The following is an 18805-nucleotide window of genomic DNA, read 5'->3' as shown; positions in this document are numbered from 1 at the left end:
GATACGATTAAAGTATGAAGTTCATTTATGTCCTGGAAGATGATGAACGCATACAGAAGGATCTATTTGAGACCTTAAAAAGCATAGATTCCGGGCTTTCTATTCGCTTTTTCCTGAACCTGGCTGAATTCCACGAATGGCTGAAAATTTCGGTTACTGAGGGGCCAAAAGCACTGGCTGGCGGCGGTCGTCGCCATGCTGATGACACGTCTCCGGATGTGACACCCGCAAGCACCCACGAACTTCGCCTGGTGATCGCCAAAAACGAATTCCTGGGCGTGCAGAACATGGGCCTGATCAAACGCGCCCGTGAGTTCTTCCTGCGCAAGAAAATGTGCTCGGCACAAGAACCCACAGCCCTGATCATCACGGCTTTTGACAGCCCGGATTTTGATATCTCTCTGGCTGAAGAGCGCATTATCAACAATGTGATCTTTAAACCCTTCGACAAACTGATTCTGCGCCAGCATCTGGAGTTTGCCCTGTCAGGCCACCACCCGGTCAGCTCCACCGCCGTGGCCTCCATGCAGATCAGCTCAACCATCGAAATGCTGAAAGAAGTTGAGCTTCACAGCATCAGCGAAATTGGCTTTACCACCATCAACAACCACGAGATTCGCATTGGTGCCATGACCAAGTATTACAGCGAATCCTTCACCACGGACCACAAGCGTTCGGTGCTGGCGTACTGCCACTCGTGCAAAGAAATCTCTCCGAAAGAGTTTCTGTGTGAATTCATGTTCTTCGGCGCTGACAACCAGCAGCTCAGCCAGATTCGAAAAAATATCCTGACGGACAAAACTCATTCTCAGGAACCAATCAAAAACTCTCTGGGTAACAAGAACCGCATTCTGGTGCTGGATGAAGATGTGCCTTTGGCCATCGAAATGAAAACCTTTCTGGCAGAAAGATTTGAAAACACCGAAGTCTTCACTTATTCCAACTTTGGCCAATTGCTGTCAGATCTTGCCAACAAGGAAACTCCGAACCGCCAGGAGCTGCCGGCCCAGTTTGACATGGTCTTTGTGAACTATGCTGACTTTGAAATTGAAAAACAGAAAAAATGGGAACAGATTCAGCAATACCTGAAAGATCGCTGCAAAATCTACAACCAGGAATTCAGCGAGGCCCCGGAGCTTTACATGATCTCTCGCAAGCGTTTGATCATTGATGAGGTAAAGGCCTTGTCCGCATGGACCAAAGAAATTTTCTTCACCCCGCTGGACAAAACTTACATATTCAAAAAACTGCTGAAGACAAAAACTTCGCTGGTGAACAAAACCGAAACCACTATCGCCAGCCGCAAGGACAGCAGCGCCCTGAAAGTGGCCAATCCCGTTGAGATCACCCAGATTTCCGAAGCGGGCTTGATCATGAAATACTATCGCGAGATCAGTATCGGGGCCTTCCGTGAATTCGTCCTGTGGCGCCCGGAAGAACTGGAAACCCCGGAAATCATCGGCACCGTGAATTACACCGAAAAAGACAAAGGTGGCGGAAACTACTTCCTGAACCACTTCGTCTTCTTCGGAATGAAAGACTACTATCTAAAACACATCCGCCTCTGGCTGCGCGAAGCCTACATCAAAACCAAAGAAAAATAAGTTCCTGGTTCTTTTAGATCTTCTTTCTTTTCAGCAACAACGAGTTGCTGACTACAGAGACTGAGCTCATGGCCATGGCCGCCCCTGCGATGACAGGGTTGAGCATTCCTAATGCGGCCAGTGGGATCCCCAGAACGTTGTAGATGAAAGCAAAGAACAGGTTCTGACGGATTTTCTTTAATGTCAGATGTGACAGTTCAATGGCCTGCGCCACGGACTTCAGATCATTCTTCATCAAAGTGACATCTGCAGTTTCAATCGCAATATCAGTTCCAGAAGACATGGAGAAGCTGACATCAGCCATCGCCAATGCCGGAGCATCATTGATACCGTCACCCACCATCGCCACACGCAGTTTTTTGCGTTTCAGGGTCACAATGACATTGGCTTTGTCGGCGGGTTTCACGCTGTGTTTGTAGTCAGTGATTCCTGCCTGACGGGAGATTTCTTTGGCAGTGCCTTCGTTGTCCCCGGTAAGCATCATGACTTTCACACCGCGCTTTTGAATATCGGCGATGGCTTCTTTCGAGCTTTCACGGATACGGTCGGCCACCGCGATATACCCCAGGACACGAGCGTCATCCGCGAGCACCATCAAAGTCTGACCTTTGGATTCAAGAGTCTTTAAAAGCTCCTGATTCAAGGAAAACTCCGGCGCCACCCAGCCGCTCTTACCCAGCTTCAGTGAGCGTCCCTGAATGCGGCCTTCCACACCCTGCCCCATCACGCTTTGGAAATTTTCAACCTGAACCAGGGACAATCCCTCTTTTTTGGCTTCTTCCAAAATAGCGTGAGCCAAAGGATGCGACGATCCCGCCTCAAGACTTGCCGCAAAAGTCAGCACCTCTTTTTTATCCTGACCGGAAGTCACATGAATTTCTGTGACCACGGGCTTTCCTTCCGTGATAGTGCCGGTTTTATCCAAGACCAGAACATCAATTTTTTCGGCCAGCTCCAAGGCTTTGGCGTCGCGGAACAAAACTCCGGCCTGAGCGCCCTTGCCAATTCCCACAACCACGGCGGTCGGCGTTGCCAAACCCAAAGCACACGGACAGGCAATAACCAGGACCGAAACGGACGAAATAAACGCCATCGTCAAATCCCCGGTCCACAGCCAGGTCCCAAAGAATGTCAGCACGCTGATAGCAACGACCACGGGCACAAAGACCGCTGAAATCTTATCCGCAAGACGCTGAATAGGAGCTTTCGAACCTTGAGCCGTCGTCACTATCTTAATGATTTGCGCTAACTGAGTCTTGCTGCCCACACCCGTGGCTTTAATGCGCAGACTGCCATCCTGATTCAGAGTCGCTGCATAAACGTGATCATCGACAGCCTTTTGTACCGGCATACTTTCGCCGGTCAGCATCGACTCATCCACAGTCGAAAGTCCCTGCACCACCACACCATCCACCGGAATGGATTCGCCATTTTTCACCACCACGATGTCACCGGCCACCAGTTCGCTGATATCCAAAGAAACCACTTCGCCGTTTCTTTCCACCATGGCCTTTTTCGGCTGCAGGCGCAGCAGACCTTCCACCGCTTCCGAGGTTTTCCCCTTCGCGCGGCTTTCCATTAACTTACCCAGCAGAATCAAGGTAATGACCGCAGTGCTGGCCTCGAAATAAACGTGATGATGATGCCAGCTCATGGCCGTCATCACCGCACTCAAGCCATATGCCATCGTCGTCCCCAAGGCCACCAGCACATCCATATTGGCGCTGCCCGACTTCAAGGCGTAATAAGATCCACGATAAAATCTCCACCCGACCCAGAACTGAACCGGCGTCGCCAAAATCCACTGCACCCAGCGCGGAATCATTTCATGACCCGCCCCACTCAGCATCACGGCCATCTCAACCAGAAAGGGCGCCGTCAGAATCGCTGAGATAATGAACAGACGCAGTTCTTTGCGGTACTCAGCCGCAGCCTCCTCTTTCAGCTTTTGGGCGTCGACTTCTGAGTTCACTTCAAAAGCCTGATACCCCAACTCCTGGATGGTTTTAATCAGGTTTTCAACTGTCAGGGGACTGTCCCCCAGATTCACCTGGGCTTTTTCTGTGGCAAAGTTCACTGTTGCCGTCACACCCGGCAAACCATTTAATGTCTTTTCAATCTTGCCTGCACAATTCACACAGGACATGCCAATAAGTTGCAACTCGGTACTGTTGTTTTGTGTTTCCATAACGACCTACTTACTGACGAGATTCATGATCTCGTCGATTTTTTTAGAGATTTCTTTTTCGTCCTTGGATTTGATCGCGGTCTTTACGCAACCGTGGACATGGGTCCGCATAATCTCATTTTCCATCGCCTGCAGCGCTTTTGCGGCCGCGCGGATCTGGAAAACTATGTCAGGACAATAACGACGTTCTTCGATCATGTTCTGAATGCCATCCAACTGACCGCGGACACGGTTGAGACGCTTTAAATGACCACTGTGGTCGGGATGCTGACCGGATTCTTTTTTCATGACACACCTCGATTTCAGTTCCAGTATATACCCCCCTGGGGTATGTATTTCAAGGGGCCTTGAAGAAAAATATTTTTCCTCGGATTGTCACAAGGCCGGATACCCCCTCCTAGTAGGGTGTGCGGAGGCATTAAAGTAGACCTATGCTTGATAGAATTATTAAATACTCTCTGACTCATCGTCTCATTGTGATCGCAGTCGCTGCTTTAATGGTGGCCTATGGAGGCTGGGCCCTGGTTCATCTGCCAGTGGACGTCTTTCCAGATCTGAATCGCCCCACCGTTAATATTATGACGGAAGCCCATGGCCTGGCTCCGGAAGAAGTCGAAACCCTGGTCACCTTCCCGCTGGAAACCGCCCTGAATGGTCTGCCCGGAGTCGAACGAGTTCGGTCTTCTTCAGGCGTGGGACTCAGTGTGATCTATGTTGAGTTCGGCTGGGATACCGACATCTATCGCAACCGCCAGATGGTTCAGGAAAAAATTGCTCTGGCCAAAGAAAAGCTGCCTAAGAACATCTCCCCCACCCTCGGACCCATTTCATCCATTATGGGCGAAATCCAGTTTGTGGGTTTAAGTTCACCTGACAACAAGGTGTCCGGCATGGATCTGCGCACTCTGGCTGACTGGACACTGCGCCCCCGCCTGATGAGCATTCCGGGCGTGTCGCAGGTTATCTCCATTGGTGGCGGAGTCCGCCAGTATCAGATTCTGATTTCCGCAGAAAAATTGCAAAAGCTGCAACTGACCATGGACGAGGTTGAACACAACCTTTCAGATGTATCGCAAAACTCGACCGGCGGTTTTATTGATCTTGAAGGACAGGAGTTCCTGATCCGCAACATCGGCGCGGTAAAGGAAAAGGAAGAGATCATGAACTCGGTCGTCGGCATGCATCTGGGCCGCCCGGTTCTGGTCAAAGAAATCGCTGACGTCGTTGAAGGCCCGCAAACCAAACGCGGTGACGGCAGCATCAACGGAAAACCCGGGGTTATTCTTTCCATTCAAAAACAGCCCGGCGCCAACACTTTGGAGCTGACAGAAAAAATCGACGAGGCCTTAAAGCAGTTCGCCACCACTCTTCCTGCGGGTGTCGAGCTGCAACCCAACCTTTTCAAACAGTCCTTGTTCATTGAGACCGCCATCGACAACGTAAAAATGGCCCTGCGCGATGGGGTGTTCCTGGTCTTCATCGTTCTGTTCCTGTTCCTGATGAACTTCCGCACAACGGCGATCACGATGACAGCCATTCCCCTGTCTTTCGTTCTGACAGCCATCGTGTTTAAGTTCTTTGATCTTTCCGTCAACACCATGACCCTGGGGGGGCTGGCCATTGCCATCGGTGAGCTGGTGGACGATGCCATTGTCGACGTGGAAAACGTCTATCGCCGCCTTCGCGAGAACAAACTTCTGGCGAATCCCCGCAATCCTCTGGTAGTGATTTATGAGGCCTCGTCAGAGGTTCGTAACTCCATCGTCATTGCGACTTTGATTGTGGTGCTGGTGTTTGTGCCGCTGTTTAGCATGGGTGGAATTGAAGGCCGCCTGTTTGTACCACTCGGGATTTCTTACATCGTTTCACTGCTGGCCTCCATGGTGGTTTCGCTGACCGTGACTCCGGCGCTGTGTTCGTACTTCCTTTCCAAAGGCGAACTGCTGGAACATAAAGACGGCGCCTTGGTGCGCTGGCTGAAAAAACATCAGGAAAAGCTGCTTAACAAAACCCTGGATAATCCAAAGCCAGTTCTGTGGGCCTCCGGCCTGCTGTTTGCCGGCTCGATCGCATTGTCTCTGATCATCGGACGCGACTTCCTGCCGCACTTTAATGAAGGCTCGGCGATGATCAGCGTTGTGGCTCCCCCGGGAATCTCTTTGGCAGAGTCCAATAAAATTGGAACCCAGGCTGAATTGATCGTTCTAAAAACTCCGGAAGTCGTGACCGTGTCGCGCCGAACGGGACGCGCCGAACTGGATGAACACGCCGAGGGCGTGAACACTTCGGAAATTGAAGTGGACTTTAAAGACGAAGGCCGCCCCCGCGAAGTGGTGCTGGAAGAGATTCGTAAAAATCTGGAAGCCATCCCGAACGTGGGTGTGAACGTCGGTCAGCCGATTTCTCACCGCCTGGATCACCTTCTGTCCGGCGTGCGCGCGCAGATTGCCATTAAGGTCTTTGGACCTGAGCTTTCCACCTTGCGCGCCAAAGGGGCGGAAGTTTATCAGGCCATCAAAGATGTTCCCGGCCTTGTCGACCTTCAGGTTGAACAGCAGGTTCTGATTCCCCAGGTGAAGATACATCTTCTGCGCGATGAGGCTGCCCGCTATGGCATCACGGTCGGCGATCTGGCCCAGTTGCTTGAAAAAGCGCTGCAGGGCGAAGTGGTCGGACAGATTCTTGAGGGCCATAAGACAGTGGATGTGTTTATGCGTTTTGATGACAAGTCCCGTACGGACCTTGAGCTTATCAAACGCACACCGGTGAAAATTATGCCGGACGGAAGCCGCATCACAGTTGAAAAGGTCGCGGACGTTTACGAATCCACCGGCCCCAATATTATCCAGCGTGAAAATGCACAAAGAAGAATCGTGGTTCAGGCGAACTCCACCGACCGTTCTTTGGATGCCATCATTGCCGATATTAGAAAGAACATCGAATCCAAAGTGGAAATGCCTGCCGGATACTATGTGGTTTATGGCGGCCAGTTTGAAAGCCAGCAACAGGCCTCTGATATGATGGCCATTCTGGGAGTGATCTCAATCCTGACGATCTTCCTGGTTCTGTATGCTCATTTCAAATCCACCTTTATTTCGATTCAGATTATGCTCAATATCCCCATGGCCTTCATTGGCGGCATCATCGCGATTTACATAACGGGCGGCACTCTGAGCATCGCCAGCCTTGTGGCCTTCGTCACATTATGTGGTATTGCATCCCGCAATGGCATCATGATGATTTCACACTATTTGCATCTGATGAAGCACGAGGGCGAGGAGTTCTCCAAACACATGGTCGTGCGCGGCTCTTTAGAGCGCCTGGTTCCGGTTCTGATGACTGCTTTGACGGCCATTCTTGGATTGCTGCCTTTGGCTCTTTCGCCGGGAGCTCCGGGACGGGAAATTCTGCATCCGGTGGCTATCGTGATTGTCGGCGGTCTATTAAGCAGCACTTTGCTTGATATGTATCTGACTCCGGCGATATTCTGGAAGTTTGGTAAACAGTCCGCTTTAAAACATATTGAAGAAAACGAAAAACAAGGAGTCCTTTCATGAAACGCACCCTGAAAAGCCTGATTCTGCTGGCATCACTGACCCTCTCCCCTGTGGCCATGGCGCATGAAGGCCATGATGTGCCAGGCACTTTGAAAGCCCAGCATGGGGGTATTCCAAAAACCGGAAAACTGTTCAATATGGAAATGCTGGCAATCGAAACCAAGGTTCAATTCTTCCCGCGCGCTCACGAGGGCGAAAGCCTGGACACCAAAAACATCAAAATCAGCGGCACTGCCAAGTCCCCCAAGGGCAAAGCGGCCCCATTGCAATTTACCGCCAACGCCAATTCTTTCGACACGACTGTGGATTTCCAGGGTTCCCACCGCGTAAATCTTGAGATCAAAGTCGACTATGAAGGTAAATCTGACACCTTCAAGTTTCTGGTGGAAAAATAAAAGGAGTTTCTATGAAGTGGCAATGGGGTTTGACGGCCCTGTTCTTCAGTCTAACAACGAACGCGCAAAACCTGACCAGCCTGCAACAGCAACTGGTCAGCAACAACCCGGAATTGCGGGCCAGCGCCGCTCGTCAACAAGCCAGCCAGAGTCAGGCAAAAAGCCAATGGAGTCCGTTCCTGCCAGAGATATCCGCCTCGGCCGGTTATGGCAAAGAAAGCACTTTGCATGACAAAGATGATGGATATGTCGGCTATCTCAGCGGACGCTGGAACCTGTATCGCGGCGGCCAGGACTGGAAGGCAAAAAGCGTTGCCACTCAGGAAAGCCGCATTGCAGACTTCGACTTTGAAATCACCTCGCGCCGCCTGCACCGCGAGCTGGGGGAAGCGTACTACGAAGCTTTGCTCAACACGCATTTTATTGCTGTGGATTCGGAAAAACTGCAGTTCCTGCACAACCAGCGCGCCATGGCTCAGAAAAAAATCAATGCCGGTCTGACGTCGAACGTGGATGCCATTGAACTGGACCTGGAAGAAAGCACACTGTCAGCGGAAATCGAAACTCATAAGACCGATCTGCAGGTTTCAAAAGATGTGATCAAAACCCTGATCAACAGCTCAGAACCCGTGCAATTGACCACAAAAGAAACTTTCCCGCGCATCAGCGAAGCTGATTTTGCAAAGTCGGACCTAGCTGGCAACCCCACTTTACAGAAGCAGGAAGCGCTCGAGCAAAGCTCACAACTGCGCCGCCAGCAGACCCAAGGGGCGTACCTTCCCAGCATTGATGTGAATGCTCAGTACGGTCGCCTGGTTCCACAATACGACGACCCTCTGGAAGCAAGCGAGTCCCGTGTGTCGGTGCTGATGACCTGGACGCTGTTCTCGGGTCTTGACACGCGCTTTAAAAGCGCCGCTGCGAAAGAAATCGAAAAAGCTCAAGGCCTGGAGAAAACCAGCACCCGCCTGCAACTGGATACGCAAGTTTCCAGCCTGCGCAACAAAGCCCGGGAACTTTTACAACTGCGCACGTTGCTGGAGAAACGCCAGACACTGACTCAGAAATACTATGACCTGACATTGTCTGAATACCGTCGTGGAGTAAAAAACTCTTCAGACCTTGCCAGCGCCACCAACAGCCTTTTTGACAACCGCACCCGCCTGCTGGAAGTACAAAAAGAACTTGCAATCCTGAAATTGAAATTTGACGAACTGACTATCTAAGGAGAACAACATGAAACTGCTAGCAACTCTTATCCTTCTTCCCGCGCTTTCCTGGGCCCATGGCGAAGACAAACCAGGTCCGCATGGTGGCCATGTCCAAATGCCGGGAGCTTTCCACACGGAAATCACCGTGGACAAAGACCAGAGCGTTCACGTTTACCTGCTGGATATGAACTTTGAAAACCCAACCATCAAAGATTCATCCGTAGCGGTGACAGCAAAAAATAAAAAATCAGAAGTAAAATACACATGCTCCGTGATGGGCACTGACCACTATCACTGCATTCCGAATGGAAAAGTTCCGGCAAAAACAAATTTGATTATTCAGGCAACAAGAGAAAAAGCCGTAGGTAACGAAGCCATCTACAAGCTCCCTCTTCCTGTCTTCAAAGAATCCAAGAAGGAATCCAAAAAAGAAGACCACTCCCACCACCACTAAGCGAAAAACGTGCTGGGGCTTAGGCGACTCAAAAAGCCCCAGATGCAAGGCGGAGGCGGACCTTCGCAGTGCAGGCGTGCTTTAAGCACGTCGAAGCGAGAAGGTCCGCCTAAGGAACGGGGCGGACTTTTTGGGTGGCTACGGTGATCGATTCGAATTCGCGGCGGAACAGGGACATCAGGTCTTCGGCCACGCGCACTGGATCCAGCTCCAGATCCTGCAAAGACAGGGTTTCAACCGGAGTGCCCTTGTTGGTGACGTTCATGGCGAAATGAACCATCACCGACACTGGTGAGCGAGTCGCAATGCTAATGCTTAACTTTTTGGTATCCAGGTAAATATCATCCCCGTCGCGACGAACCGATTTACCCGTCAGAAGACCCTTCCCGTGAGACTGCACATAATCTTTCGCGATCGAGGCAAACAGGCGCTGTAACGCCACGCCCGAAAACAAATCACGATCAAAGACTTCAATAATAAAATGAAGCATTTCATCGGACTGGATCACGGCCTTTTCAAGCAGATCTTCGCCGTCCACCATGTGATCAAAAGGGATCGAGCAGGCACCCACCCAGGAAACAATGGAAGGTCCCAAAATTCCGTGTTCCAGATAGGCAAACAGCGAGCGAAGCTGAGAACCGTCATAGGCAAATTTCTTTTCAATAAATGAAGCTTCCATCCGCACTACTCCTTAAAAAGATGTTTCACATCAATGTTGGCTGAAGCAAAAGCCCGCTTGGAACGAAGACAGGACTCACACTGCCCGCACCACTTGTCGCCCGAGAAATAGCAAGGCCAAATCAATTCCCAGGGAATCTTCAGCCCCTGCCCCAACCGCACGATATCAGGCTTTTTCAAATGAGCCGTGTAACACCCCACCGTCACATGATTGGACGTGGAATACCACAGGGACTTGGTGGCCTGCTCAAGGAACTCGCGGGAATTGTCCGGGAAAGTTGCCGCCTCTTCAGCGTTGAATCCCGGGATGACCGCATCAGCACCTAAAGCTTCTGCGTAAGCCGCCGCAATGTTCAAAAAGATCCCGTTGCGATTGGGAACCCACACTGACTTCGCGGTTTCTTCCGATTTTTGCTGATTGTCGATTTCCACTGCCGCCCCGGTAGGGACCGTCTGATCCTCGACCAGCAAAGACGACTTGTTAAAGTCCTTGAACCATGGAAGCTCGACCACTTTGTGTGGAACCCCCAGGTGTTTTGCGATATTTGCGGAAGCCTCCAGCTCTTTCTTCGCGGCACGCTGCCCGTAATTGAAAGTCAAAGCCAGAACAATTTCATGGTGGTGTTTGATAGCCTCATACGCATTCACCGTCGAGTCCAACCCCGCCGATAAAAGCACTACGACCTTTTTGTTTTTTTTCATGTGGCTGCCTTTAAATCCCGAATAAGAATCTGAACTGTCTTTTGCCCGGCAAAATAGTTCCACTGCAGTTCACCCAGAACATGGTAGAACCCCGGCACATTGGTCAAAGTATCCAACTGGCGCGGTGTCGGAGTAAACAACAACGCTTCCGCAGAAGCCCCGCCATCAGCATCAGCAATTTTCAGACGAAGATGCCCGCCCTTGAGTTCGCGTTTGGACAAGACCTGAACATTCGTGAAATGAATCAAAGGAATCGAGAACCCCGCGCCGAAAGGACCGACGAAGTCATACCACTTCATCAAACCTTCACTGACCTCGGAAAGTCCCGCTTCAACATCATAGAAGATTTCCAGCGGTTTTGGCTTTTCACGCAAATCCGAGAAATGATCCGCCAGCTTACCCACGAAAGTGGAAACCTTGGTTTCCGCAATCTCAAAACCCGCCGCGGCCGAATGACCACCGAAGCGGCTTAGCAATTCCTGTGCAGAAGACATTGCTTCCACAAGACAGGCTTCCTGACCTTGCGGCAAACGCGCACTGCCCACGATCATGCCGTCATCACCCACCGCCCCCACAAAGGCTGGTTTGTTATAGACTTGAGTCAGCTTCGTCGCGATCAACCCAAGAACTCCGCGGTGGAAGTTTTTGGAAGCGACAAACACGAAATCCTGATGAGGCCAGCCTTGAAGTAATTGTTGAGCTTCTGCTTCCGCATCCCCCTGCAATTGCACGCGGGTGGAATTATTCTTCATCACTTGTCGAACCATATCGCGGGCTTGGCTGGGATCATCCAACAAGAATATATCAATCGGAAGAATGCCGGATTCCATACGAGAAAGCGCATTCAGCTTTGGCGCAAAACGAATCGCCACATCCTGACTGGTCAGCGGTCTTCCGGTCAGGTCTAATTCTTCAAGCAAGGCTCGAAGTCCGGCACGCTTGGTTTCAGCAAGCTTCACCAGACCATGCTTTACCAGCACGCGGTTGTCATCCACCAGCGGAACCATGTCCGTCAGCGTACCGATGGTAAAGTAATCCAATACTTCTTTTAAATCCCAATTATTTTTAGGCAGTTGTGGATGATCGTGGAAGTGACGTTTCAATCCACGCAAAAGATAGAAGGCAACACCCGCCCCACAAAGATAACCCAATCCCGACGGACAATCCCCTTGATTGGGGTTCACCACCACAAATGCCGCAGGAATTGTTTCTGCTGGCAAATGGTGATCCGTCAGAATTACATCCACACCCAGTTCATTGGCTTTATCAATCGCCGCGTGCGCGGTGATACCCACATCGACGGTGATGATCAGACTGACACCTTGCTTTTTCAACTCCTCGACCGCATGGGCGTGGAAGCCGTAACCTTCGGCCAGGCGTTTTGGCTGATAGTGCAAAACATCCGGGAACCCCAAAGCCAGCATGCCGGTTTTCAGCAATGCAAGACCGGAAGTTCCATCCAGATCGAAGTCAGCATAGATGCAGATTTTTTCTTTATTCAGGTACGCCTGACCCAGGCGCTCAAGAGCTTGAGACATCCCCTTAAGCACAAGAGGATCTTTCAAATCAGCGAGCTTCGGGAATAGAAGCTTCTCAACATGGGAAGCTTCAGCAAAACCGCGGGCTGCAAGAACCTTTGTGATGAGCTTCGGCCATTGCCCCTCGACATTCGAGGGGATGACTGGCTCATTCTCAGATTCCCGCAGCGTCCACAAAGGATTCATGAAAATCCTTACGCCGCTTTAGCTTTTTTGAACTGGAGCTTGTCCATCAAAAGAACGAAAGGAGCCGCTACGTAGATAGAAGAGTAAGTACCGAAGAAGATACCCACACAGATAGAGAACGCGATGTCCTCAACTGTACCATCAGCAAAGATGTACAGGCAAAGCGCGGAAACGAAAGTGGTACCGGACGTAATCAAAGTACGCACCAACATTTCGTTGATGGACTTGTTGATAACGAACTTGAAGCCCTTATCGTGGTTTCCAGTGTCGATCTCACGGATACGGTCAAACACGACGATGGTATCATTCAGAGAGAAACCAATCAGCGTCATGATCGCAGCCAAAATAGACACATTCACTTCTTTACCCACAAGAACGAAGACCGCCAAAGTGATCACCGCATCGTGGAACAAGCAAAGTACTGCGCCCGGAGCAAACTTGTAATCAAAACGAAGTGCCACGTAGATCAGGATCACCAGCAAGCAATAGAATACTGCCAGCAAACCGTTACGCTTCAACTCCGCACCCACCTGAGGACCCACGGTATCAATACGGCGGATGTCCGGATTGGAAGCCTGGAATTTCTCGGTGATGATGCCACGAACCTTGGTCAGGTCCGCATTCAAAATCTCATTCGTCTCTTTGTCCGTTTTACCTTCACGGCCCTGGAAACGAATGATGAATTCGTTGCCTTCACCGAAGGACTGAACACCCACTTCACCCAAGTCCAGACTCGCCACGGAGTCACGAACCTGATCAATGGTCACACCCTGGTCAAATTTCACCTGGATCTCGGTACCACCCTTAAAGTCGATACCGTAGTTGATCCCGTGAACCGCAAGATAAATCAAAGAAGCAACAACCAGGATCAGGGACACGCCCCCGAAGAACCAGGCTTTACCGACGAAATCAAAACGTCCAAATGATTCTGTATTTTTATTAGCCATATATACCTACTAAACCGACAACTTCTTGAAGTTGAATTTATTCACCAAAGTATCAACGATAACTTTGGAAACGAACACGTTTGCGAACATGGAAGTCACGATACCGATCAACAAGGTCACCGCGAAACCACGCACCGGGCCCGTACCGAAGTACAACAGAACCACCGCCGTCGCCGCCGTCGTCACGTTGGCATCGATGATCGCAGACATCGCACGGTTGTAACCTTCAGCGACAGCCACCTTGATTCCGTGACCCATTCGCAGTTCCTCCCGGATCCGCTCATTGATCAGAACGTTGGCGTCAACCGCAAAGCCCACGGTCAATGCGATACCCGCAATACCCGGTAAAGTCAGAGTTGCACCGAAAGTCGTCAGCAAAGCGAAGATGCCCAGGATGTTCAACCCCAAAGCCACGGACGCCACTGCTCCCATTGATTTGTAGTAAACCAGCATGAAGATCACGATGATCGCCGCACCCACATAGGAACCAAGTTTGGCTTTACCGATAGCATCAGCACCCAAAGTTGGACCCACGCGACGCTCTTCCAACTGCTCCAAAGAAGCAGGCAAAGCACCCGCACGCAAAGAAGTGGAGATCATTTTTGCTTCATCCATCATGCCGTTACGGTCACGACCACCACCCAATGTGATGACAGCAGAACCACCCGCAATACGGTCACGGATGCTTGGAGCGGATTTAACAACTTTATCAAGAACGATGGCCATCTGTTTGCCCACGTTGTTGCCAGTCAAATCAGCGAATTTCTGAGCACCCGCAGAGTTGAACTGCAAAGACACTTGTGGAGAACCGTATTGGTCATAACCCACGAAAGCGTCATCCAAAGCACCACCACCAAGATCAGTGTCAGTTCTTAGCAGGTAAGGAATTGCGCCGGCATCGATCGTCGCCGCATTTGGTGCTTTTTCAAAGTAAACTGCCGTTTTCTCTGGAAGTTTTCCTTTCAAAGCCTCATTCACGCGAGTCACATAGTCAGAGTACTTGGTGTTTTCCATGTTGAAATTGCCAGCTTTTTCCGCCTCAGCAATCATCACCTGAAGTTCCTGAGGTGTCTTTTCATTAGACACGATCATGAAATCCAGTTTCGCAGTTGTATTGATAAGCTGTTTCGCTTTTTCAGCGTCAGCCATACCAGGCAACTGGATCAGGATGCGGTTGGCACCCTGCTGGGAAATAGAAGGCTCGGCCACACCGAATTCATCGATACGGTTACGGATTGTTTCGATGGACTGCTGAATAACGCGGTTTTTGTAGTCATTCAGGTAAGCATCAAAATAACGAGCCGTCACAGAAGTGTCAGTGGAACCAACAACCTGCAAAACAGTGGAATATTTGTCAGAGATGAACTTTTCGACAGCAGCCTTGCCCGCAGCATCAGCCACCACAACCTGAACCTCTCCGGATTCTGGCTTTTCGGATTTAACGTCAGCATAAGCCACGTTTTCCTTGGTCATTTCCGCTTTCATAGTGCTGATCAGACGAGTTGTGGATTCTTTCACCACGCCGTCAACATCCACACCCATAACAAGGTGCAAACCACCCTGGATGTCCAGACCATAATTCAGCTTTTGCTTGGAAGGCCACCAGGACACTTCCGACAAGTTAACCAAGTTAGGCAATACCCACACCAAAGATGCGGCAACGCCCAATACTGCTACAAACGTTCTCCAGCGAAGACCTTCCATTATTTCTTTTCCTCTTGAGTTGCTGCTTTCTGAGATGTTGCGATCTGGCTGCGAAGCATTTTCACCTTAACGCCGTCTGCGATCTCCAAAGTCACAAATTGCTCAGTGATGCCTTCTACACGGCCCAGAATGCCGGAGGAAGTGACAACTTCGTCACCTCTTTTAATTTCAGTCAGGAACTTCTGGTGTTCTTTCTGACGTTTGGACTGAGGGCGAATAATAAGGAAATAGAAGATGACGAAGATAAAGATGAACGGCACAAACATTTCGAAAGCTGATGGCTGACCGCCAGGAGCCGCTGATTGTGCGTGAGCTGTGGATACAAGAAGTCCGTATAACATTGATTCCTCCATAAACTTACAATTCTAACTGACGTTAAAATTCAGCATTATTCTTGGGAAGAATCAATACTTTAGTAGAAAGTCGATCAAAAAGGTTCGGATGCAAGGCGGAGGGCCTTCATCGGCTTTAAGAATCTTTCTTGGCGAAGCGTGTTAAGCAGAAGTCTCTATACTCTGCCCAGCGGCCTTCAGCGATGGCCTCACGCGCCTTTTCCATCACTTTCATATAGAAATGAATGTTGTGGATGGTGTTCAGGCGGGAGCCCAGGATTTCTCCGCTCATGAACATGTGACGCAAGTAAGCCTTGGAATAGTTCTTACAAGTATAGCAATCACATTCCGGATCCAAAGCCGAAGGATCTTCCTTATACTCAGAACGTTTGATGCTGACCTTGCCGTTCCAGGTATAAATCGTCCCGTTGCGTGCCACTCTTGTAGGCATGACGCAGTCAAACATATCAACGCCGGAATCAATTGCGATAATCAAATCCGTCGGCGTCCCAACGCCCATCAGATAACGCGGCTTATTGGCTGGCATTCTTGGTGCCACATCCGGAAGCAATGCGTGCATCAAGTGCATCGGCTCCCCGACGCTGAATCCACCCAATGCATAACCCGGAAGATCCACGGAACAGATCTGCTCCATGGATTTCAAACGATGTTTCAGGCTCAAACCGCCCTGAACGATACCAAACAGCAGACTTTCCTTGCGGGTCATCGCGGCCTGGGAACGCAGCAGCCAACGATAGGTCAGCGCCATGGACTTTTCGATTTCTTCATCGGTGGCCGGGTACTTCAAGCACTCGTCAAAGGCCATGATGATGTCTGAACCCAGGTCCATTTGGATTTCCATGGACTTTTCAGGAGAGATAAAGTGCTTCGCGCCATCAAGGTGCGAACGGAACTCCACACCCTCTTCAGTCATATTGCGAAGCTGGGACAAAGAGAACACCTGGAAACCGCCAGAGTCCGTCAAAATCGGGCCATGCCAGTTCATGAACTTGTGCAAGCCCCCCATGCGCGCGATGGTTTTTTCACCAGGGCGCAAGTGCAGGTGGTAGGTGTTCCCCAAAACCACTTGAGTGCCGCAGTCTTTCAGTTCTTCCGGAGTCATGGCTTTCACGGTGGCCTTCGTACCCACGGCCATAAAGACCGGCGTCTGCACCGGACCGTGTGCGGTCATCAGGGTGGCACGACGGGCATTGCCGTCAGTCGCGTGAACTTTGAATTCACCCAGTTTCATGTTTGCATCTGTTGCAGTGGAATTAGGACCCACGGCTGTGGAATTGTGACCGTCCAACATAACCTCACCCTTCGTGAACTGCCGACTTTGCGGCCGCGACCCAAACTGTCAGATCGCCATAAGAAAAGAGCCGGAACTTTCGCTCAATGGCCCATTGATAGCAAGCTTTTACTCGATTCAAGGAAGAAAATCCGGCGACCAAAGCCACCAGAGTCGACTGCGGCTGATGGAAATTCGTCATCAGGCAATCCACCACTTTGTACTGGTATCCGGGTTGAATCAGCAGCTTGGTAAAGCCACTGAAACCGGCTTCAGACATTTCACCCAAAAGACCCTGAGCCGCACTTTCGAGCGATCTGCTGGTTGTGGTGCCCAGGGACCAGATCCTGCGACCTTCCGCTTTGGCATTCTGAACCGCCGCCCATGTGGAGGCAGAGATTTCCACATATTCTTCGTGCATGTCGTGATCATTCAGATCTTCCGCCGTCACCGGCAGGAAGGTTCCCAGGCCCACGTGCAAAGTGACTTCCAAAACTTTCACGCCCCGTTTTTTCAGACCTTCAATGTCGTCGGCGGAAAAATGCAGACTGGCCGTGGGTGCCGCAAAACTGCCAGGACTTTTATTCCACGCCGTCTGATACCAGGACTCGTCCGCCTCGACAGTGTGACGCTGCTCCCGGGCTTTTTGAATGTACGGAGGCAGTGGCAGTTCCGCCACCTTCTGGAAGTAATCCTCGCCCACTTCCTGACTCAGCCGAACGGTTTGCGGGCGACCTTTTTGCAGCAAGGTCATCTGCACGCCCAACGGAAGTTCCAGCGCCGCACCGATTTTGAATTTCTTGGACGGAAATAAAACTTCCCAGTCCGTGGCATTGATCTGCTTCAGGAAAAGGATTTCAACGTCACCAGAAAAAACCCGGCGCTTTAAGACGCGGGTGTTATTCACCACCAGCACATCGCCGGCGGGAATACGTGACAACAGTTCCTGCAAACTGATTTCCTGAGGCTCTAATTCGCCTTCCACCCACATCACGCGGGACGGCCGCACAGGGGACGTGGCAATAAGCTCTTCAGGGTAGGAAAAGTCCAAATCGGTCAGTTTCATAGGTGGGTTCTGATACCATAAAACCCCCATACGAGGCAGTTTTTTTGTGGCTTCGACCCATGGAAAGGGTTTAAAACAACAACCATGACTTTAGGACCCCTGTTACTTTTACTCTCTGCCCTGCTTCACGCCGCCTGGAATGGCCTGGCCAAGGCTTCTAAAGACAAGGAAAGCTTCCTTTTTCTGACCATTTTACTGAGCGGTTTGCTGACAGCGGTCAGTCTGCCGATCAGCGGGACGGGGTTCATTTTTCCGGACAACCGCGCCTTTGCGATCGCAGTTCTTTCAGGTATTTTTGAGGGGTTCTATTTTCTGACGTTGTCCAAAGCATTGCGAGCTTCAAGTCTTGGCAAATCTTACGCCATCATGCGCGGAGGTGCCATGGTGCTGGTGTGGCTGTATTCCACCGTCCTTTTGGGGGAACGCGCCCACGGCCTGCAGTTCCTGGGAGCTGTTTTTGTTCTTTTAGGAATTCTGGCGATGAACTTCCAGGACCTGCTAAAAGGAAAAAGACAGAGTTTGAAAAACGACATCTGGGCCTATATCAGCGCCGTCTTTATCGCCGGCTATCACCTGGCCTATCATGAGGCTCTGACCGAAAACACCGACCCCAAGCCGCTCTTTTTAGTGGCGATGGTTGTGTCTTTGCCGTTTTTGCTTTACGGAATCCGCAGCGCCCCTTGGCCGCGAATCAAGGCAACCATGACCTCACACCCGGTGCGGGTTCTTTTGTGTGGCACCTTCGCCACGGCATCGTTTTTAATCTTTTTGTATGGCTTAAAGGTCTCGGCCCCCGGCTTTGCAATCTCGCTTAGAAACTCTTCCATCTTTTTTGCGGTTGTATTCTCGGTCTTTTTAAAAGAGTCCCTGACCCGGACACAGATTCTGGGCGCGACCACCATCGGACTTGGAGCTTTGCTTCTAAGCCTTTAAAAAGATCTGGACTGTTTGC

At 50.7% G+C, this 18805-nt stretch carries 16 protein-coding genes; 6 read left to right on the top strand and 10 right to left on the bottom strand.

Going from position 1 to position 18805, the window contains the following annotated elements; all coding sequences use genetic code 11:
• The first annotated feature begins 14 nt into the window (after positions 1-14).
• The gene (locus B9G79_RS08075) at positions 15-1604 is read left to right on the top strand and encodes a hypothetical protein (protein WP_088565066.1); all 1590 of its coding nucleotides are present in this window, start codon (positions 15-17) and stop codon (positions 1602-1604) included.
• A gap of 13 nt (positions 1605-1617) precedes the next feature.
• Here B9G79_RS08075 and B9G79_RS08070 read toward each other — a convergent pair whose 3' ends face one another.
• Entirely contained in the window at positions 1618-3792 is a 2175-nt protein-coding gene (locus tag B9G79_RS08070) for a heavy metal translocating P-type ATPase (RefSeq protein WP_088565065.1), read from the bottom strand.
• Positions 3793-3798: 6 nt separating this feature from the next.
• The gene (locus B9G79_RS08065; RefSeq protein WP_088565064.1) at positions 3799-4080 is read right to left on the bottom strand and encodes a metal-sensitive transcriptional regulator; all 282 of its coding nucleotides are present in this window, start codon (positions 4078-4080) and stop codon (positions 3799-3801) included.
• A 143-nt stretch (positions 4081-4223) separates the two neighbouring features.
• On the opposite strand from B9G79_RS08065, the gene B9G79_RS08060 reads away from it, so the two are divergent.
• Genes B9G79_RS08060 through B9G79_RS08045 form a run of 4 tightly spaced genes read left to right on the top strand, consistent with a single transcriptional unit; the run spans position 4224 to position 9409 of the window.
• Complete coding sequence (locus B9G79_RS08060) at positions 4224-7349, top strand: efflux RND transporter permease subunit (protein WP_088565063.1); 3126 nt, start codon at positions 4224-4226, stop codon at positions 7347-7349.
• Positions 7346-7744, top strand: a complete 399-nt coding sequence (locus B9G79_RS08055; protein WP_088565062.1) for a hypothetical protein — start codon at positions 7346-7348, stop codon at positions 7742-7744. Before B9G79_RS08060 ends, B9G79_RS08055 begins: the two co-directional genes overlap by 4 nt.
• Before the next feature lie 11 nt (positions 7745-7755).
• Positions 7756-8970 carry a TolC family protein gene (locus B9G79_RS08050; RefSeq protein WP_088565061.1) on the top strand — a complete coding sequence of 405 codons (1215 nt, stop codon included), beginning with the start codon at positions 7756-7758 and terminating at the stop codon, positions 8968-8970.
• 10 nt (positions 8971-8980) lie between these two features.
• On the top strand, positions 8981-9409 hold the full coding sequence (locus tag B9G79_RS08045; RefSeq protein ID WP_088565060.1) for a hypothetical protein: 429 nt from the start codon (positions 8981-8983) through the stop codon (positions 9407-9409).
• Between the two features lie 109 nt (positions 9410-9518).
• Here B9G79_RS08045 and B9G79_RS08040 read toward each other — a convergent pair whose 3' ends face one another.
• From B9G79_RS08040 to queA, 8 genes are all read right to left on the bottom strand, one after another.
• Positions 9519-10088 carry a DUF366 family protein gene (locus B9G79_RS08040; RefSeq protein WP_088565059.1) on the bottom strand — a complete coding sequence of 190 codons (570 nt, stop codon included), beginning with the start codon at positions 10086-10088 and terminating at the stop codon, positions 9519-9521.
• 5 nt (positions 10089-10093) lie between these two features.
• Positions 10094-10789: a 7-cyano-7-deazaguanine synthase QueC gene (gene queC, locus B9G79_RS08035; RefSeq protein ID WP_088565058.1), complete on the bottom strand. Its 696-nt coding sequence runs from the start codon at positions 10787-10789 to the stop codon at positions 10094-10096.
• On the bottom strand, positions 10786-12513 hold the full coding sequence (gene recJ, locus B9G79_RS08030; protein ID WP_088565057.1) for a single-stranded-DNA-specific exonuclease RecJ: 1728 nt from the start codon (positions 12511-12513) through the stop codon (positions 10786-10788). The genes queC and recJ overlap by 4 nt, the downstream gene beginning before the upstream one ends.
• A gap of 8 nt (positions 12514-12521) precedes the next feature.
• Positions 12522-13460: a protein translocase subunit SecF gene (gene secF / locus B9G79_RS08025; protein WP_088565056.1), complete on the bottom strand. Its 939-nt coding sequence runs from the start codon at positions 13458-13460 to the stop codon at positions 12522-12524.
• A 9-nt stretch (positions 13461-13469) separates the two neighbouring features.
• Positions 13470-15164 (bottom strand): protein translocase subunit SecD, encoded by a 1695-nt coding sequence (gene secD, locus B9G79_RS08020; protein WP_088565055.1) that lies wholly within the window; start codon positions 15162-15164, stop codon positions 13470-13472.
• Positions 15164-15505, bottom strand: a complete 342-nt coding sequence (gene yajC, locus B9G79_RS08015) for a preprotein translocase subunit YajC (RefSeq protein ID WP_226988156.1) — start codon at positions 15503-15505, stop codon at positions 15164-15166. The genes secD and yajC overlap by 1 nt, the downstream gene beginning before the upstream one ends.
• 127 nt (positions 15506-15632) lie before the next feature.
• Positions 15633-16808: a tRNA guanosine(34) transglycosylase Tgt gene (gene tgt, locus B9G79_RS08010; protein ID WP_088565054.1), complete on the bottom strand. Its 1176-nt coding sequence runs from the start codon at positions 16806-16808 to the stop codon at positions 15633-15635.
• Between the two features lie 4 nt (positions 16809-16812).
• Entirely contained in the window at positions 16813-17853 is a 1041-nt protein-coding gene (queA, locus tag B9G79_RS08005; RefSeq protein ID WP_088565053.1) for a tRNA preQ1(34) S-adenosylmethionine ribosyltransferase-isomerase QueA, read from the bottom strand.
• An 84-nt stretch (positions 17854-17937) separates the two neighbouring features.
• Between queA and B9G79_RS08000 the strand changes: the two genes are divergently transcribed.
• Positions 17938-18786 carry a DMT family transporter gene (locus B9G79_RS08000; RefSeq protein WP_088565052.1) on the top strand — a complete coding sequence of 283 codons (849 nt, stop codon included), beginning with the start codon at positions 17938-17940 and terminating at the stop codon, positions 18784-18786.
• The last annotated feature ends 19 nt before the right edge of the window (positions 18787-18805 follow it).

The sequence above is a fragment of the Bdellovibrio bacteriovorus genome (genome assembly GCF_002208115.1).
In the GTDB taxonomy this organism is placed as follows: Bacteria; Bdellovibrionota; Bdellovibrionia; order Bdellovibrionales; family Bdellovibrionaceae; genus Bdellovibrio; species Bdellovibrio bacteriovorus_C.
Note: the sequence above shows the minus strand (reverse complement) of the source record. Positions and strands in the feature narration are given on the sequence as shown.

Coding starts and splice junctions, on each gene's coding strand:
- B9G79_RS08075 (WP_088565066.1), top strand. CDS start 15: ATGAAGTTCATTTATGTCCTGGAAGATGATGAACGCATACAGAAGGAT.
- B9G79_RS08070 (WP_088565065.1), bottom strand. CDS start 3,792: ATGGAAACACAAAACAACAGTACCGAGTTGCAACTTATTGGCATGTCC.
- B9G79_RS08065 (WP_088565064.1), bottom strand. CDS start 4,080: ATGAAAAAAGAATCCGGTCAGCATCCCGACCACAGTGGTCATTTAAAG.
- B9G79_RS08060 (WP_088565063.1), top strand. CDS start 4,224: ATGCTTGATAGAATTATTAAATACTCTCTGACTCATCGTCTCATTGTG.
- B9G79_RS08055 (WP_088565062.1), top strand. CDS start 7,346: ATGAAACGCACCCTGAAAAGCCTGATTCTGCTGGCATCACTGACCCTC.
- B9G79_RS08050 (WP_088565061.1), top strand. CDS start 7,756: ATGAAGTGGCAATGGGGTTTGACGGCCCTGTTCTTCAGTCTAACAACG.
- B9G79_RS08045 (WP_088565060.1), top strand. CDS start 8,981: ATGAAACTGCTAGCAACTCTTATCCTTCTTCCCGCGCTTTCCTGGGCC.
- B9G79_RS08040 (WP_088565059.1), bottom strand. CDS start 10,088: ATGGAAGCTTCATTTATTGAAAAGAAATTTGCCTATGACGGTTCTCAG.
- queC (WP_088565058.1), bottom strand. CDS start 10,789: ATGAAAAAAAACAAAAAGGTCGTAGTGCTTTTATCGGCGGGGTTGGAC.
- recJ (WP_088565057.1), bottom strand. CDS start 12,513: ATGAATCCTTTGTGGACGCTGCGGGAATCTGAGAATGAGCCAGTCATC.
- secF (WP_088565056.1), bottom strand. CDS start 13,460: ATGGCTAATAAAAATACAGAATCATTTGGACGTTTTGATTTCGTCGGT.
- secD (WP_088565055.1), bottom strand. CDS start 15,164: ATGGAAGGTCTTCGCTGGAGAACGTTTGTAGCAGTATTGGGCGTTGCC.
- yajC (WP_226988156.1), bottom strand. CDS start 15,505: ATGTTATACGGACTTCTTGTATCCACAGCTCACGCACAATCAGCGGCT.
- tgt (WP_088565054.1), bottom strand. CDS start 16,808: ATGTTGGACGGTCACAATTCCACAGCCGTGGGTCCTAATTCCACTGCA.
- queA (WP_088565053.1), bottom strand. CDS start 17,853: ATGAAACTGACCGATTTGGACTTTTCCTACCCTGAAGAGCTTATTGCC.
- B9G79_RS08000 (WP_088565052.1), top strand. CDS start 17,938: ATGACTTTAGGACCCCTGTTACTTTTACTCTCTGCCCTGCTTCACGCC.